General features: G+C 67.6%; 14 protein-coding genes. 10 read left to right on the top strand and 4 right to left on the bottom strand.

Features of this window, described 5'->3' with window-relative positions; translation table 11 throughout:
- Positions 1–172 precede the first annotated feature (172 nt).
- From ACW174_RS08370 to ACW174_RS08350, 5 genes are all read left to right on the top strand, one after another.
- Entirely contained in the window at positions 173–538 is a 366-nt protein-coding gene (locus tag ACW174_RS08370; RefSeq protein ID WP_492017186.1) for a TadE/TadG family type IV pilus assembly protein, read from the top strand.
- Positions 535–2,151 carry a TadG family pilus assembly protein gene (locus ACW174_RS08365; RefSeq protein ID WP_492017185.1) on the top strand — a complete coding sequence of 539 codons (1,617 nt, stop codon included), beginning with the start codon at positions 535–537 and terminating at the stop codon, positions 2,149–2,151. The genes ACW174_RS08370 and ACW174_RS08365 overlap by 4 nt, the downstream gene beginning before the upstream one ends.
- A 40-nt stretch (positions 2,152–2,191) precedes the next feature.
- On the top strand, positions 2,192–2,899 hold the full coding sequence (mtgA, locus tag ACW174_RS08360; protein WP_492017184.1) for a monofunctional biosynthetic peptidoglycan transglycosylase: 708 nt from the start codon (positions 2,192–2,194) through the stop codon (positions 2,897–2,899).
- A gap of 77 nt (positions 2,900–2,976) precedes the next feature.
- Positions 2,977–4,857, top strand: a complete 1,881-nt coding sequence (locus ACW174_RS08355; protein WP_492017183.1) for a M2 family metallopeptidase — start codon at positions 2,977–2,979, stop codon at positions 4,855–4,857.
- A gap of 140 nt (positions 4,858–4,997) precedes the next feature.
- Positions 4,998–6,989 (top strand): TadE/TadG family type IV pilus assembly protein, encoded by a 1,992-nt coding sequence (locus ACW174_RS08350; RefSeq protein WP_492017182.1) that lies wholly within the window; start codon positions 4,998–5,000, stop codon positions 6,987–6,989.
- A gap of 84 nt (positions 6,990–7,073) precedes the next feature.
- On the opposite strand, the gene ACW174_RS08345 is transcribed toward ACW174_RS08350, so the two are convergent.
- Entirely contained in the window at positions 7,074–7,985 is a 912-nt protein-coding gene (locus tag ACW174_RS08345; RefSeq protein WP_492017256.1) for an isopenicillin N synthase family dioxygenase, read from the bottom strand.
- A 242-nt stretch (positions 7,986–8,227) separates the two neighbouring features.
- Here ACW174_RS08345 and ACW174_RS08340 point away from each other — a divergent pair, with 242 nt between their 5' ends.
- Positions 8,228–8,902, top strand: coding sequence for a YiaD family glycine zipper/OmpA-like lipoprotein (locus ACW174_RS08340; RefSeq protein WP_492017181.1), 675 nt, complete (start codon positions 8,228–8,230; stop codon positions 8,900–8,902).
- Between the two features lie 137 nt (positions 8,903–9,039).
- Complete coding sequence (locus ACW174_RS08335; protein WP_492017180.1) at positions 9,040–9,210, top strand: hypothetical protein; 171 nt, start codon at positions 9,040–9,042, stop codon at positions 9,208–9,210.
- Positions 9,211–9,217: 7 nt separating this feature from the next.
- Here the strand turns inward: ACW174_RS08335 and ACW174_RS08330 are convergent, their stop codons facing one another.
- Together ACW174_RS08330 and ACW174_RS08325 are read right to left on the bottom strand one after the other, a co-directional pair.
- The gene (locus ACW174_RS08330) at positions 9,218–10,522 is read right to left on the bottom strand and encodes a UDP-glucose dehydrogenase family protein (RefSeq protein WP_492017255.1); all 1,305 of its coding nucleotides are present in this window, start codon (positions 10,520–10,522) and stop codon (positions 9,218–9,220) included.
- Positions 10,523–10,694: 172 nt separating this feature from the next.
- Positions 10,695–11,858 carry an OmpA family protein gene (locus tag ACW174_RS08325; RefSeq protein WP_492017254.1) on the bottom strand — a complete coding sequence of 388 codons (1,164 nt, stop codon included), beginning with the start codon at positions 11,856–11,858 and terminating at the stop codon, positions 10,695–10,697.
- A 194-nt stretch (positions 11,859–12,052) separates the two neighbouring features.
- Between ACW174_RS08325 and ACW174_RS08320 the strand changes: the two genes are divergently transcribed.
- Positions 12,053–12,958 carry an SDR family NAD(P)-dependent oxidoreductase gene (locus tag ACW174_RS08320; protein ID WP_492017179.1) on the top strand — a complete coding sequence of 302 codons (906 nt, stop codon included), beginning with the start codon at positions 12,053–12,055 and terminating at the stop codon, positions 12,956–12,958.
- Between the two features lie 230 nt (positions 12,959–13,188).
- Positions 13,189–14,394 carry an acetyl-CoA C-acyltransferase gene (locus ACW174_RS08315; protein ID WP_492017178.1) on the top strand — a complete coding sequence of 402 codons (1,206 nt, stop codon included), beginning with the start codon at positions 13,189–13,191 and terminating at the stop codon, positions 14,392–14,394.
- A gap of 141 nt (positions 14,395–14,535) precedes the next feature.
- On the opposite strand, the gene ACW174_RS08310 is transcribed toward ACW174_RS08315, so the two are convergent.
- Complete coding sequence (locus ACW174_RS08310; RefSeq protein WP_492017177.1) at positions 14,536–15,300, bottom strand: helix-turn-helix transcriptional regulator; 765 nt, start codon at positions 15,298–15,300, stop codon at positions 14,536–14,538.
- 193 nt (positions 15,301–15,493) lie between these two features.
- On the opposite strand from ACW174_RS08310, the gene ACW174_RS08305 reads away from it, so the two are divergent.
- Positions 15,494–16,102 carry a glutathione S-transferase family protein gene (locus tag ACW174_RS08305; protein WP_492017176.1) on the top strand — a complete coding sequence of 203 codons (609 nt, stop codon included), beginning with the start codon at positions 15,494–15,496 and terminating at the stop codon, positions 16,100–16,102.
- Position 16,103: the final 1 nt, after the last annotated feature.

Here is a 16,103-nt window from a genome sequence, read left to right as displayed (position 1 = left end):
TGGCGGATCTTTCCCCTGAAGAATGGCGCATCGTCGCGCTGGCTGAGTGTCCGAAGACCCGGCGGACCATGGCCGATACGATTCTCCAGTCCACGTCCGGCGCCGGAAAGGCGCCCGCATGTCGCGCCCGGTAATCCAAAAGTTCCTGCGGGACCGCCGCGGAAGCGCCGCGGTGGAATTCGCCGTGCTGGCGCCCGTCCTGCTGAGCCTGGTGGCGGGCGGCGTCTTCTACAGCCGCTGGTTCACCGTCGCCGCCCAGACGCAGAACCTGGCCAGCGACGGCGCCCGCGCCGCCGTGGCCGGCATCGACGATGCCGAGCGCAACACGATCGTCAGCAATCTGATGGCCGGCGCCGTGGTGCGTGTGCCGCTGGAGAAGGGCGCCACCCGGACGTGGCGCGCCTCAAGGGACGGCGATCTGTACTCGGTCACGGTGACCACCACCCTCCCCGACTATGACCTGTCGCGCCTCATTCCAATGCCCGACCGCCATGTCACGCGCGGCGCCGTCGTGGTCATTCCGCAGGCCACAGGATGAAGGCGCTGCTGACGCGGCTGCGGCGCGACGAGCGCGGCGGGGTCGGCGCCCTGGCGGTGCTGATGTCGGTGCTGATCATCACCGCGACCGCCGCCGTCATCGACGCCGCCTCGGTGCAGTTCCGCGCCCGCGCCCTCCAAGGACTGGCCGACACCGCCGCGGTCTCCGCCGCCGGCAATCTGAACACCGCCGAGACCACCGTGCACCGCATTCTGGCGTTGAAGAACTCCGGCGCGACGGTTCGCGGCGTGACGCTGGGCGAATACGTCGCGCGCCGCGACGTGCCGATCCCGGAGCGCTTCAACGCGGCCGGACCGATACCCGACGCCGTCCAGGTCGTCCTGCAGGAGGATGTGCGGCTGTTCTTCGGCTCTGTGCTGGGCATCGACTCCGTGCGGGTGCGCAAGACCGCGGTGGCGATCCGCCCCGCCCGCGACGCCGCCGCCTTCTCCATCGGATCGCGCCTGCTGTCGCTGGACCCGCCGCTGGTGAACTCCCTGCTGTCCCAACTGACCGGCCGCCAGATCCAACTGACCGCCCTGTCCTATGACAGCCTGCTGACCTCCAGCCTCGATGTGGACGCCTTGCTGCAGGACCTCGGCAAAAGCCTGTCTGTGGCGGATCGCGAGACCCTGCTGACCCGCAACCTGTCGACCCGCACGCTGGTGGACTCCATGGCCGCGACCACCAGCGGTCAGGCCAGCGTCGCCCTGAAGAGCCTGTCGGCCTCGCTCGGAACCGGAGCCGACCGCAACCTGCGGCTCGACAGCCTGATCGACGTCGCGCCGGGGGTGAAGGGCAGCATCAACGCCAAGGTCCCCGTATGGGATCTGCTCAGCGCCGCCCTGGGCGAAGCCGCCGGGCCGCAGACCATCAGCCTGAACGCCGACGTGGACGCCCCCGTCTCGGCGCAGGTGCGGGTGGCGATCGGCGAGCGCGAACAGAAGTCGGCGTGGCTGACCATCGCTCGCGACGGCACGACCGTGGTCCGCACGGCGCAGGCGCGGGTGCATGTGGACGTCACCACCGCCCATCTGGCCGGACTGGGACGGGTCCATCTGCCGGTCTATGCCGAGATCGCGAGCGGCAAGGCCTCGCTGGCGGCGATCAACTGCCGCGCGGACGAATTCGACGTCATCGCCCGCTCGGGCGTCGCCAGCGTGGCGTTGGGCGAGATCGAGTCAACGCGGCTGTCGGACTTCTCACGCGACGCGGCCCTGTCGCCCGCCGCCGTGCTGGACACCGCCGCGCTGAAGGTCCGCGCCGCCGCCCGCATCAACGTCGGCGATTCCGGCGACACCCGGCTGCGTTTCACTCGCGCGGACATCACCAGCCTGAAGGCCCAGACCATCGGATCGAAGAGCATTCTCGGCACGACCCTGACCAGTCTGGTGGCCAACGCCGATCTCGACGTTCAGGTTTTGGGGCTGGGCATCGCCCTGCCCGGCCTGCCCAACCAGATCCGGAGCATTCTGGCCGGCATCGCCGCACCTCTGGACGCCGTGCTGGAGGAGGTGCTGACGCTGGTCGGCGCCGGGATCGGCGAGGCCGATGTCCGCGCCGCCGGTCTGGAATGCGGCCATAAGGGCTCGCCGCCCATTCTCGCCGCCTGACCCTCTTGCACCGGGCGAGCGGGCCGCTCACCATCAGCGGATGACGGGGGCTCCCAAACCAAGGCGGCGACGGCCGATACTGATCGTGCTGACGGTTCTGCTGGTCGTGCTGGTCGGCGGCGTGGCCCTGTACCGCTTCGTGCCGCCGCCCCAGACCTGGCTGATGACCACCCGGCTGTTCCAGGGCGAGGGCCGCGACTACCGCTGGCGGTCGCTGGACGACATCTCTCCCCGGTTGGTCGATGCGGTGATCGCGTCGGAGGACGCGACCTTCTGCGCCCACTCCGGCTTCGACATGAAGGCCATTGAGCAGGCGCTGAAGACCAATGCGCGGGCCGAAAAGCGCGGCACGGGCCGCATCCGGGGCGGCTCGACCATCAGCCAACAGACGGCCAAGAACGTCTTCCTGTGGCCGGGCCGCGACTGGGTCCGCAAGGGTCTGGAGGCCGGCTACACCGTGCTGATCGAAACGACCTGGGGCAAGCGCCGGATCATGGAGGTCTATCTGAACGTCGCCGAGTGGGGGCCGGGCGTCTATGGCGCCGAGGCCGCCGCGCGGCACTGGTACGGCAAGAGCGCGCGCGACCTGACCCCGCGCGAGGCCGCCCGGCTGGCCGCCATCCTGCCCAGCCCGCGCCGCTACAAGGCCGCTTCGCCCGGCCCCTATATCCGCCGACGCGCCGCGCGCATCCAGGCGGCCATGGGCACGGTGCGCAACGACGGCCTGAACGCCTGCGTGAGCGGTTAAAGGCGCCGCTTGACCTGACGGCCCCGCTCCGGTCCCTTGCCGTCCGAGACGCGGCGGGAGGCCGCGAGGAGGATCCCATGAAGCGTTCCCTGATGACCGCGACCGCCCTTTGCGCGCTCGCCTTCGGCGTCGCCGCCTGCGCCTCGATGGCCCGCGACGCCCATGCCGGAAACGGCGTCGAGACCCCGCAGGCGACGCCTGTCGCCGCAACGGAGGCGTACCCCGTGACCGCCGACGGCGCCGCCGCCTTCGTGGCGGCCGCCGAAACGCGGCTGGCCGCGCTCAGCGAAGAGGCCGCGCGCATCCAGTGGACCCGCGCGACGAACATCACCTACGACACCATGTGGCTGGAGAGCCGGATCAACGCCGAGGTGACCGAAACCCAGGTCTCCCTGGCCAACCAGGCCGCCGCCTTCAACGATGTGGAAGTTCCCGCCGACGTCCGCCGCAAGCTGAACCTGCTGCGGCTGGGCATCGTTCTGCCCGCCCCGAACCGTCCGGGCGCCGCCAACGAACTGGCGGACATCACCACCCGTCTGGACTCAACCTATTCGGTCGGAAAGTTCGACTACCAGGGCCGCCAGATCACGCTGGACGACGCCAATGTCCTGATCGCCGACAGCCGCGACCCGAACGAAACCAAGGCCCTGTACGAGGGGTGGCGCACCATCTCGCCCGTCATGGCCGCCGACTACGCCCGGATGGTCGAGATCGCCAACGAAGGCAGCCGCGAGCTGGGTTTCGCCGACACGGGCGCCATGTGGCGCGCGGGCTACGACATGGACCCGGACGCCTTCGCCGCCGAAACCGATCGCCTGTGGGAGCAGGTGAAGCCCTTCTATGTGAACCTGCACTGCTATGTCCGCGGCCGACTGAACGCCAGATACGGCGATACCGTCCAGCCCGATCGCGGCCCGATCCGTGCCGATCTGCTGGGCAATATGTGGTCTCAGCAATGGGGCAATATCTACGACGTCGTGGCTCCGACCACCGGCGGCGAGAGCAGCTACGACCTGACCAACCTGCTGACGGCGCAGAACTATGACGCCACCCGCATGGTCCGCACCGGCGAGGGCTTCTACACCTCGCTGGGCCTTGATCCCCTGCCCCAGACCTTCTGGGAACGGTCGCAGATCACCCGCCCGCGTGACCGCGAAGTCGTGTGCCACGCCTCGGCCTGGGATCTGGACAATCTGGAGGACATCCGCATCAAGATGTGCACCCAGGTGAACGGCGACGACTTCTACACCGTCCATCACGAGCTGGGTCACAACTACTACCAGCGCGCCTACAAGGATCAGCCCTTCCTGTTCAAGAACGGGGCGAACGACGGCTTCCACGAGGCCATCGGCGACTTCGTCGGACTGTCGGCCCTGACGCCGACCTATCTGAACCAGATCGGCCTGTTGCAGACCACGCCGGGCGAGGCGGAGGACATTCCCTTCCTTCTGAAGATGGCGCTCGACAAGATCGCCTTCCTGCCCTTCGGCCTGATGGTTGACCGCTGGCGTTGGGATGTCTTCTCGGGCGAGACCAGCCCGGCCGAGTACAACACCGCCTGGTCGGCCGACATGCTGAAATATCAGGGTCTGGTCCCGCCGGGACCGCGCCCGGCCGGCGCCTTCGATCCGGGCGCCAAATACCACATCCCGGGCAACACCCCGTACACCCGCTACTTCCTGGCCCACATCTACCAGTTCCAGTTCCAGCGCGCGGCCTGCAAGCAGGCGGGCTGGACCGGGCCGCTGCACCGCTGCTCGATCTACGGCAACGAGGCGGTCGGCGAGCGCTTCAACGCCATGCTGGAGATGGGTCAGTCGCGGCCATGGCCGGAGGCCATGCAGGCCTTCACCGGCGAGACCGGCAACGACGCCTCGGCGGTGGCCGACTACTTCGCCCCGCTGAACGTATGGCTGACCGCACAGAACCGCGGCAAGGATTGCGGCTGGGACGCCTGAAGGCCTGAGGGGACAGGGGCGCCCGGCGGTTCGTCACCGCCGGGTTAACCTTCGCCGTTGATCCTTCCCTTAACCGAACTCCGTCAATATCCGGCGCAAGATCATGGGCGGCTTCCGCCCGCGACGGGGCCGGAACGACAATGAGCATCGGACACTGGATCAGCGAGACCGCCCGTGGCGCGCGCGCCTTCCTGGGCCGTCTGGCGAGCGAGACGCGCGGCAATGTCGCGATGATCTTCGGTCTGAGCCTGCCGGTGCTGATCCTGATGACCGTGGGCGGGGTGGACATCAACCGCGCCTCGACCGTGCGGGTGAACCTCCAGGACGCGCTGGACGCCGCCGCCCTGGCCGCCGCCCGCTCGCCCTATTCGGATGACGCGAACATCCAGCGGGTCGGTCTCGCGGCGCTGAAGGCCAACCTGCAGGCCTATCCGAACATCACCCTGCGCGAGGCCGACACCACCTTCACCCTGCGCAACAGCGAAATCGTGGTCGCCACCTCCAAGGTCGATGTGCAGACGCTGGTCGCCAACATCTTCCTGCCGCCGTACGGCAAGTTCATGGATGACTCCATCCTGGTCGGCGCCCACTCGGAGGTGAACCGTGCGACCAAGGACATCGAGGTGTCGCTGGTGCTCGACATCACCGGCTCGATGGACGGAGCGCGCCTGTCCGACCTTCAGGAGGCGGCCAACGACCTGGTCGACCTGGTGGTCCAGGACAACCAGAACATCAACAAGACCCGCATGGCCCTGGTGCCCTATTCCATGGGGGTCAACGCCGGTTCCTACCTGAACGCCGTGCGCGGCGCCGCGCGCGGCCCGACGAGCATCAGCGGCGCGGCCTGGATGGTGGCCAACAGCCAGAAGACGATCGGCGGCGTCAGCCTGGCCAATCCGGGGGTCCTGACCGTCAGCAGCCACGGCTACGCGACGGGCGATGTCGTCTGGGTCAGCGGGGTCACGGACGCCAACAACGCGGGCAAGAGCGATCTTGCCGGCTGGCTGAACGGAAAAATCTACAAGGTCGTAAAGATCGACAACAACAGCTTCAGCCTGACCACGGTCGCCGGGGCGGCGATCAGCACGTCGAACTATCAGACCTACTCCGCCAACAGCGGCATCACCCGCCGCTGCCTGATCCCGACCTGCGAAGTGGTGGTCACCTCGAACAGCCACGGCCTGAGCACGGGCGAGGACGTGCGCATCGTCAATGTCGGCGGCATGACCCAGGTCAACACGCAGAACAGCGTCATTCCCAGCGGGAACACGGCCTTCTACCGGACCGTGACCAAACAGACCGACTCGACCTTCTCCATCAACGGCCTGGTCGGCCCTGCGGTCCCGGTGTCCAACTACACCTCGTCCAACGGCACGGTGCAGTGCCTGGAGTACGGTTGCTCCAGCTATCTGTTCACCAACAACAATGGCGATCTGCGCGCCTATGACGCCTCCAGTTGCGTCAGCGAGCGGGTCGGTTCGAACGCCTATACCGATGCCTCCGCCTCGACCTCCAAGGTCGCCTTCTCCTACGTCGGCACCACCAATGTCGGCCAGGGCGGGTGCATGACCACGACCTTCACCCCGCTGACGACCAACCGGGACACGCTCCACAGCCGCATCAACGCCTACAAGGCCGAGGGCGGCACCGCCGGGCAGATCGGCGTGGGCTGGGGCTGGTACATGGTCTCGCCGACCTTCGCCTCCATCTTCCCGACGGAGAGCGCGCCCGACCCCTATGGCACCCCGAACCTGCTGAAGGTCGTCATCATCATGACCGACGGCGAGTTCAACGCGGTCTATTACAACGGCGTCCGGGCGCGGGACTCGGGCACGGGCGGCGGTTCGGACGATCGCTGGATCAACCACGACTCCAACAACGGCAGCCCCTTCCTGCAGTCGGTGAACATGTGCAACGCCATGAAGGCGCAGGGCATCATCATCTACACCGTCGGCTTCGACATCGCGGGCACCACGGACAGGACGCCCAATGTGGTCGATACGGCGACAGAGGTCATGCAGGCCTGCGCGACCAACGCGCAGCATGTCTACCTGCCGCAGAACGGCTCGTCGCTGAAGACCGCCTTCGCCGCCATCGGCCGCAGCATCAGCCAGTTGCGCATCTCGAAATAAGCGGGCGCCCCTGTCGGCAGGCGCCGGGGCGTGTAAGGGGCCAACCCCTTCACACGCTCCGGCCAAAGCCGGCGCGCACCATCCTCAGATCAGCCGGATTTCCTTCAGGCGCTGCATCAGGAAATCCTCGGCCATCAAGGGCTGGCCTTCATAGCGGTCGGGATTTTCCGGCGTCACGGTGGACGGCAGGCTCTCGATCACGAAGTCCGGGTTGAAGTGCAGGAAGAAGGGCGTCGAATAGCGGGCGAAGCTGGCCCGTTCCGGCGTCGGGTTGATGACCCGATGGCTGGTCGACGGCAGGACGTGGTTGGTCAGGCGCTGCAGCATGTCGCCTATGTTGACCACCAGCGCGCCCGGCGGCGGAGCGACTTCCAGCCATTCGCCGTCGGCGTCCTTCAGCTGCAGCCCGCGCTCCTCGGCGCCCAGCAGAAGGGTGATGACATTGATGTCCTCATGCGCGCCCGCGCGGACGCCCGAGGCGCCCGCCGCCACCGGCGGATAGTGCAGCATGCGCAGGATCGAGTTCCCGAGCTGGACCTTGTCCGCGAAATAGTCGTCGCCGAGCTTCAGGTAGCGGGCGATGCCGCGCAGCACCTTGGCGCCCAGCGCGTCCATGGCCGCGAACATGCCGTAGACGTGCGGCCGGAAGCCCTCGATCTCGGTCGGCCACACGTTGTCGCGCATGTATTTTCGATAGGGATGGCCCTCCGGCAGCTCGCGGCCGACGTGCCAGAACTCCTTCAGATCGACCGCGGCGGCGCCCTTGGCGGCTTCGACACCGAACGGGGTCAGGCCGCGCGCGCCGCCTGTGCCCGGCTGGTGATACTGGCGCTTGACGTCCTCCGGCAGGGCGAAGAAGGCCTTGGCGTCGGCCAGGGCGTCGCCGATCACCTGTTCATCCAGACCATGGTCGGCGATGACGGCGAAGCCGTAGCGCTTGAATGATCCGCCCAGCGCGTCCGCGAACGCATGGAAGTCGGTGTCGTACAATTTCATCGAAACCGGCTCGAGGGCGCGGCCCGGGGCTTGATCGGCGGTGGAGGCGGGGGCGTCTGCGGTCACGAGGGAACCCTTGTCGATAATCTGGCCGTTTCCATACGCCTTGAGACCCGATCTTGGCAAAGCGAGGACACGAAGGGGAAAACACCCGTTGTTCGTTCAGGAACGGTACAGGCAGGAACCTTGACTGTAAGGTCGCGTTTCAGGGGCCAAGGCCTCACGATCAAAAAGGATTCATCATGCGCGCCAAACTTCTCGTCGCCGGCGTCAGCATCGCCGCCCTGCTGGGCGCCGCCGCCTGCACCACGACCGACCCCTACAGCTCGACCCCGCGTCGCAACAACACCGGCACGGGCGTGATCGCCGGCGCCCTGGGCGGCGCCCTGCTGGGCTATCTGACCAACACCTCCAACTCCGAGGAAGGCCGCAAGAACGCGCTGATCGGGGCCGGCATCGGCGCCCTGGGCGGCGCGGCCGTCGGCCAGTACATGGACCGTCAGCAGCGCGAACTGGAAGCCGAACTGTCCGGCTCGGGCGTCGGCGTGGCCCGTCAGGGCGACAACCTGGTCCTGCGTATGCCGTCGGATGTGACCTTCGCGTCCAACCAGTCGGCGGTGAACAGCCGTTTCTACGCGACGCTGGACGACGTTGCGGCGGTGCTGAACCGCTATGACCAGTCGACCATCGACATCGTCGGCCACGCGGATTCCGACGGTTCGGACGACTACAACCTGAACCTCTCGCGTCAGCGCGCCTCGTCGGTGGCCCAGTATCTGGTCCAGCGCAACGTGCTGGCCGACCGCCTGTACGTCGACGGCCGCGGCGAAAGCCAGCCGATCGCTTCCAACGCCACAGCCGAGGGCAAGGCCCAGAACCGTCGCGTTGAGATCCTGATCCGCCCGTTCCGCGGCTGATCCGGACGTCTTTCGTCAGACCGGAAAGGGCGACGCCGTCGGCGTCGCCCTTTTTTCCGCCGTCACACCGTTCCGTGACTTGCGAACCAGGCGTGTGAAATGCTGGATACGCATCGACCTTCGAGTCGGGGGAAGACGTGCGTCCGGACCATCAGGAATTCACTGAAAGCGTAAAACTGGCGACCCTCGCCGTGCTGTCCGCTGTGCTGACCGCGACCGTGGTCATCGGCGCCGGTCGCGTGCTGATGCCCAAGGCCGATCCCGTCGCCGAGGCGCAGGTTCAGCTGATCCGCACCGTTTCCCGATAGATCAGGCTTACGCCCGGCCGATGGAGGTGTAGCGGAAGCCCCGCGCCCGCATATCGTCCGGGCGGTAGACGTTGCGCAAATCCACGATCACCGGCTGGCGGACCAGCAGCTTGATGCGGTCCAGATCCAGGGCGCGGAACTGGTCCCACTCGGTCAGGATCACCACCACGTCGGCGCCCGCGACCGCGTCATACGGGCCGTCCTTGAAGATGACGCCGTCCAGCAGCTTGGCCGCCTCGTGCATGCCTTCGGGATCATAGGCCTGAACCGTGGCGCCGGCGGCCAGCAGGGCCGGCACCACGTCCAGCGAGGGCGCGTCGCGCATGTCGTCGGTGTTCGGCTTGAAGGTCACGCCCAGCAGGGCGACCGTCTTGCCGTTCAGGTCGCCATCCACGACGGAGGCGACCCGGCCGGCCATGGCCTTCTTGCGCGCGTCGTTCACTTCGACCGTGGTTTCGATCAGGCGCACCGGCGTGCCCGCGTCCACCGCCGTGCGCACCAGCGCCAGCGTGTCCTTCGGGAAGCAGGAGCCGCCGTAGCCGGGGCCCGCATGCAGGAATTTCGAGCCGATCCGGTTGTCCAGGCCGATGCCGCGCGCGACCTGTTGCACATCGGCGCCGACGGCCTCGCACAGGTCGGCCATCTCGTTGATGAAGGTGATCTTCATCGCCAGGAAGGCATTGGCCGCATATTTGATCAGTTCGGACGTGCGGCGGCCGGTGAACAGGATCGGCGTCTCATTCAGGTTCAGCGGACGATACAGCTCGCGCATCAGCGTCTGGGCGCGCGCATCCTCGGTGCCGACCACGACCCGGTCAGGACGTTTGAAATCCTCGATCGCCGCCCCTTCGCGGAGGAATTCGGGATTGGAGACCACGGCGAACTCGGCGTCCGGACGACGCTCGCGGACGATGCGTTCGATCTCGTCACCGGTGCCGACCGGGACCGTGGATTTGGTCACGATCACGGTAAAGCCCTCGATCAGGCCCGCGATCTCCTCGGCGGCGGCATAGACGTAGGACAGGTCCGCATGCCCGTCGCCCCGGCGCGAGGGCGTGCCGACGGCGATGAAGACGGCGTCGGCCGTGCGGATGGCCTCGGCGCCGTCCAGCGCGAAAGACAGGCGCCCACCGCGCACGTTCGAGGCGACCAGATCGTCCAGGCCGGGCTCGAAGATCGGGATCTCACCCTTCTCGAGCCGCTCGATCTTGGAGGGGTCCTTGTCGACGCAGGTCACCACATGGCCGAAGTCGGCGAAACAGGCCCCTGACACCAGGCCCACATAGCCGGTTCCGATCATCGCCACGCGCATGTGGTCCACCCCGTTCAGACAGGTCGTGGAGATAGCGAGCGGGCGCGCCTTTGACCACCCCATGTCCCCGCAAAGCAAAACCGCCGGCCCTCTTTCGAGGACCGGCGGCTCTGTGTCTTGTCTGCCGTCCTTCAGCCCCGAAGGGCCGAAGGGATCGGATCAGCGTCCGGGTTTAGCGGAAGTTGATGCCGATGGTGGCGCGACGGTTCAGCGGCTCGCGAACGCCGTCGGCGGTCGGGCGGGCCAGGGCGGTTTCACCCTTGCCGTCCAGCGAGATCACGCCGCCGTTGACGCCTTGAGCGACCAGGGCGTCAGCCACGGTGCGCGCACGGCGGTTCGACAGGCCGATGTTGTACGCCGCCGAGCCCGAGGTATCGGCGTGGCCGACGATCAGGACGCGGGTCGGACGGCCCGACTTGGCGTAGTTGGCGGCCTGCGTGACCACCGACTGGGCTTCAGCCGTCAGTTCCGAGCGATCCCAGTCGAAGTAGACCACGAACTCACGGTTCGCCTGCACCGCGGGAGGCGGCGGGGGCGGAGGCGGCGGCGGCGGGGGCGGCGGCGGGGGCGGCGGGGGCGGCGGCGGCGGGATGTACGCCGGCTCGTCGGCGCCGAACGCATAGCGCAGGCCCAGGGTCACGGTGTGGCTGTCGTCGTAACGACCGGCGAACGGTCCGCCCAGACCGGCGTCAACGACCGGGTTGATGGCGGCTTCGAACTCCATGTCCGACACCAGGTAGCGATAGGTCAGGTCCAGATGGGCCCGATCGCTGATCGCCCAGGCCACGCCGGCGAGGGCTTGCGCCGCCAGCTTGGTCGAGGAGTCGTCGATGCCGATGGCGGTCGTGCGACGGCCGCCCAGGGTGCCCAGCAGTTGGGTGTCGACGCGGTTGACGCCGGCGCCCAGACCGATGAACGGACGGAAGGCCCACGACTCGTCGCCGAAGTCATAGATCACGTTGGCCATCAGGGTGGTCGACTTGATCTCGCCTTCCGGGCTCGTGCACACGGTGGTCGGCGTGATGTTGCAGACGCCGGTGATGACGCTCGCGTTCGGGTTGGTCACGGAGGCGATGTCGCCACCGTCACGGTAGCCGCCCTCAAGTTCCACGCGCCAGTTCTCGTTGAACCGGTAGCCCAGACGGGCGAACGCCGCCCAGGAGTCGTCGACTTCGAAGTCGAACTGCGGACCCGCCACTTGCGACGTGGTCTCGATGTCGCCGATCGTGTGGTAACCGGCGTCAATAGCACCGTACCAGCCGTTCGGCTCGGCAGACGCAGCGCCGGCTGCGAACAGCCCCGCAATCGCGACGCCGGCGAGAAGTTTCACCTTCATCATATCCCTCACTCAGGTTTGCCCGATGGGCCACGTCTACACGTGCCCGCTCAGCAGGCCTAACCACAATGTATGGTCGGGGTTCCCTAATCTGGCTGCGAATGCGGCGACTGTGGCGCCGTTTCAACACATTAGCCGGGTTTCGCGGGCCAAAACGCCTGCTAGGAGAAACTCTCCAAAGGGAGAAAGTTCAAATGTCGATGCGATTTGACGGCCGGGTAGCCATTGTCACCGGCGCGGGCGGCGGATTGGGCCGCGAACATGCTCTCGCCCTGGCCAAACGTGGCGCGAAAGTGGTCGTCAACGATCTGGGCGGCGCCCGGGACGGCTCGGGCGGCTCGGCGACCGCCGCCGAGGCCGTGGTCGCGGAGATCGAGGCCCTGGGCGGCGAAGCCATCGCCAACGCCGCCTCGGTCACGGACTTCGCCGCCGTCGAAGCCATGGTGAAGGCCGCGATGGACAAGTGGGGCCGGATCGACATCCTCGTGAACAACGCCGGCGTCCTGCGCGACAAGACGTTCGCCAAGATGGAGATCGCCGACTTCCAGTTCGTGATGGACGTGCACCTGATGGGCGCGGTGAACTGCACCAAGGCGGTCTGGGAGATCATGCGCACCCAGAACTATGGTCGCATCGTCATGACCACCTCGTCCTCGGGCCTGTACGGAAACTTCGGCCAGTCGAACTACGGCGCGGCCAAGATGGCGCTGGTCGGCCTGATGCAGACCCTGTCCATCGAGGGCGCCAAGAACGACATCCGCGTCAACTGCCTGGCCCCGACCGCCCATACCCGCATGACCGAGGATCTGGGCGCCGCCCTGCCGCTTGAGGCGCTGGGGCCGGAACTGGTGTCGCCGGGCGTGCTGTATCTGGTCAGCGACAACGCCCCCAGCCGCTGCATCCTGGCGGCCGGCGCGGGCGGTTTCGAGCGCGCCTATGTCACCATCACCCAAGGCATCCATGCCGTCGGCGAAGACGCCGCCGAACAGATCGAGGCCCGGTTCGCCGAAATCTCGGATCGCACCGGCGAGATCGTCCCCGACATGGGCGCCGCCCAGGGCATGATCGAACTGACCAAGGCCCAGAAGGCTCATTCCTGAGAAGGGCGCGCCTCCGGCGCGGCGCCTACGTTCGGCCCGCGGGGCCTCACTGCTTGAGGCGCAGGGAGGTTCCGGGCCGGACGGGATTGCGTTGACGCCACGGCAGGAGCCTAGACTATTCACCAGTCGCTGAACCGGCCGACAGAAGCCGGGGGCAAGTCCAGAGGAAACCGCGCTCAAGCAGCGAGCGACCGCGTCGCGAGCGATAGCGCTCTTAAGAGAGAATCCAGATGTCCCGCGAAGCCGTCATCGTCTCCACCGCCCGCACCCCCATCGGCCGCGCCTATCGCGGCGCCTTCAACGACACCCAGGCCCAGCAACTCGGGGCCCACGCCGTGAAGCACGCCGTGGCCCGCGCCGGCGTCGAACTGGCCGAGATCGAGGACGTGGTCATGGGCGCCGCCCTGCAGCAGGGTTCGACCGGCACCAATGTCGCCCGCCAGATCGCCCTGGCCGCCGGCCTGCCCTCCACCGTTCCCGGCATGTCGCTGGACCGCCAGTGCGCCTCGGGCCTGATGGGCATCGCCACGGCCGCCAAACAGGTCATCTTCGATCAGCAGAAGATGGCCGTCGGCGGCGGGCTGGAATCCATCTCCCTGGTCCAGAACCAGCATATGAACCTCTACCGCGGCAAGGACGAGGAGCTGCTGAAGCTGTCCCCGCACATGTATATGTCCATGCTGGAAACCGCCGAGGTCGTGGCGCGTCGCTACAACATCAGCCGCGACCGTCAGGACGAGTACGCCCTGCAATCCCAGCAGCGCACCGCCGCCGCCCAGGCCGCCGGCAAGTTCGACGACGAAATCGTGCCGATGACCACCACCATGCTGGTCGTGGACAAGGCGACCGGCGAGACTTCGAAGAAAGAGATCACTCTCTCGAAGGACGAGGGCAACCGCGCCGACACCACGCTGGAAGGCCTGAAGTCGCTGAAGCCCGTGTTCGGCTCCGGCGAGGAAATCCAGCAGGGCGAGTTCATCACCGCCGGCAACGCGTCGCAGCTGTCGGACGGCGCCTCGGCCTGCGTGATCATGGAAGCCGGCGAGGCCGTGAAGCGCGGCCTGCAGCCGCTGGGCGCCTACCGCGGCATGGCCGTGGCGGGTTGTGAGCCGGACGAGATGGGCATCGGCCCGGTCTACGCCGTGCCCAAGCTGCTGAAGCGTCACGGCCTCACCGTCGATGACATCGGCATCTGGGAGCTGAACGAAGCCTTCGCCGTGCAGGTGCTCTATTGCGCCGACACGCTCGGCATTCCGATGGACTGGCTGAATGTCTCGGGCGGCGCCATCTCGATCGGCCACCCCTACGGCATGTCGGGCGCCCGGATGACCGGCCACGTCCTGATCGAAGGCAAGCGTCGCGGCGCCAAATACGGCGTCGTCACCATGTGCATCGGCGGCGGCATGGGCGCGGCCGGCCTGTTCGAGATTTATTGAGAAGCGGCCATTCCTCCCCTCAAGGGGAGGTGGCGCGGCGCGACTTCGCGCCGTGAAGAAGGGGCGCCGGCGGGACACGCCGTCGCCCCTTCTTCGCTTTCTGACCGAGGGGCGCTCCAACGCCCCTCCCCCCTCCTTCGCCTACGGCTTCGGACGGTGCCCCTCCCCCGTCGGGGGAGGAACGGGCGCCGGCTTTCCGCTCGCGATCCAGGCCGCCTTTTCGGCGTCCATCTTCGCCTGCCAACGACTGCGCAGGACGGCGGGGCGGCCGGGGTAGCGGTCCTCCAGAAACTCCGCGGAGACGACCCGATCCGTGCGGAAGGTGCGGAAGTCATCGCGGCTCTCACACCAGCCGACCAGCAGCCGGGTGGTCTCACGGTAGCCGATCAGGCAGGGCCAGATGACCCGCACGGTTTCGCGTCCCTGTTCATCGGCATAGTGAAGCCGCAGCTTGCGGCCCGAGTGGATCCAGCCCCGCACCTGGGCCATGTCCAGCGCGTCGGCCTTGCGCGCGTCTTCCCATACCGGCGGCCCGGCGACGGCCGGCTCGAGCAGAACGGGGCGCAGTCGCTCCGGCACGGTCACGGCGATCTTGGCGATCAGGTCGCGGGCGGCCCGGGCCAGCGCCGGATCACCCCGCGACGCCACCCACTGCGCCCCCAGCACCGCGGCCTCGATCTCGTCCGAGGTCAGCATCAGCGGCGGCATGTCGAAGCCGCCCTCCAGCACATAGCCCAGCCCGGCCTCGCCCCGGATCGGCACCCGTTGCGCCATGAGGGTGGCGATGTCGCGGTAGATCGACCGCTTCGATGTTTCCAGCTCCGTCGCGATGGCGTCGGCCGTCACCGGCCGGGACGACCGCCGCAGCACCTGGATAATCTGGAACAGCCGGTCGGCGCGTCTCATGGGGTTTTTCCTGTGGGCTGGCGCTCACGACGCGGTCGCTCGCTGCTTGCGCCCGAATGCGTGGGCGAACGCTCGGCTCACGGAGCCTCACTGCCTCTTCTGAACCCTCGCTGCTGACAACATGCTGGCAGCAGGGTGGCAGTAGATCAACCTGCACCGGCGGCGAGGGGCCGCCGGCTTCGGGAGAGACGATATGTTGACGCTGTTTCACGCTCCGTGGTCCCGGTCTTCGCGACTGGTGTGGCTGATCGAGGAGCTCGGGGCCGACGCCCGGATCGAGTATTGCGACATCGTCCGCGGCGACGGCAGCGGGGCGCGCGACCCGAAAAATCCGCACCCTGACGGCAAGGTCCCCGCCCTTCTGCACGACGATGTTCTGATCACCGAGTCGGGAGCGGTCGCGGTTTATCTGTCGGGCCTCTACCCCGAAGCCGGGCTGGGCTTCGCGCCCGGCGCGCCGCAGCGCGGCGTGTTGTTGAGCTGGATGTTCTGGGCCGCGGGCGAGATGGAGCCGGCGCTGTGGGGCAAGATCAGCGGCGCGGTCGACACCGACCCCGCGGCGCGACTGCGCTATCAACAGGTCATGGACCGGTTGATCGAGGCCCTGTGGGAAGGGCCGTGGCTGATGGGGGACCAGTTCACGATCGCCGACATCATCATCGGCAGCGCCCTGGGTTGGGGTCGCCAGCATCTGCCGGACAGCCCGGTGTTCGACCGTTATCTGGACCGGCTGAACCAGCGCCCGGCCCGAATCCGCGCCGAGGCGCGCGACGGCGACATTGCGGCCACGCGAGCCGCCTGAT

Source organism: Brevundimonas sp. AVps31, from assembly GCF_058681355.1.
This window is presented reverse-complemented; position numbering and strand designations above follow the sequence as displayed.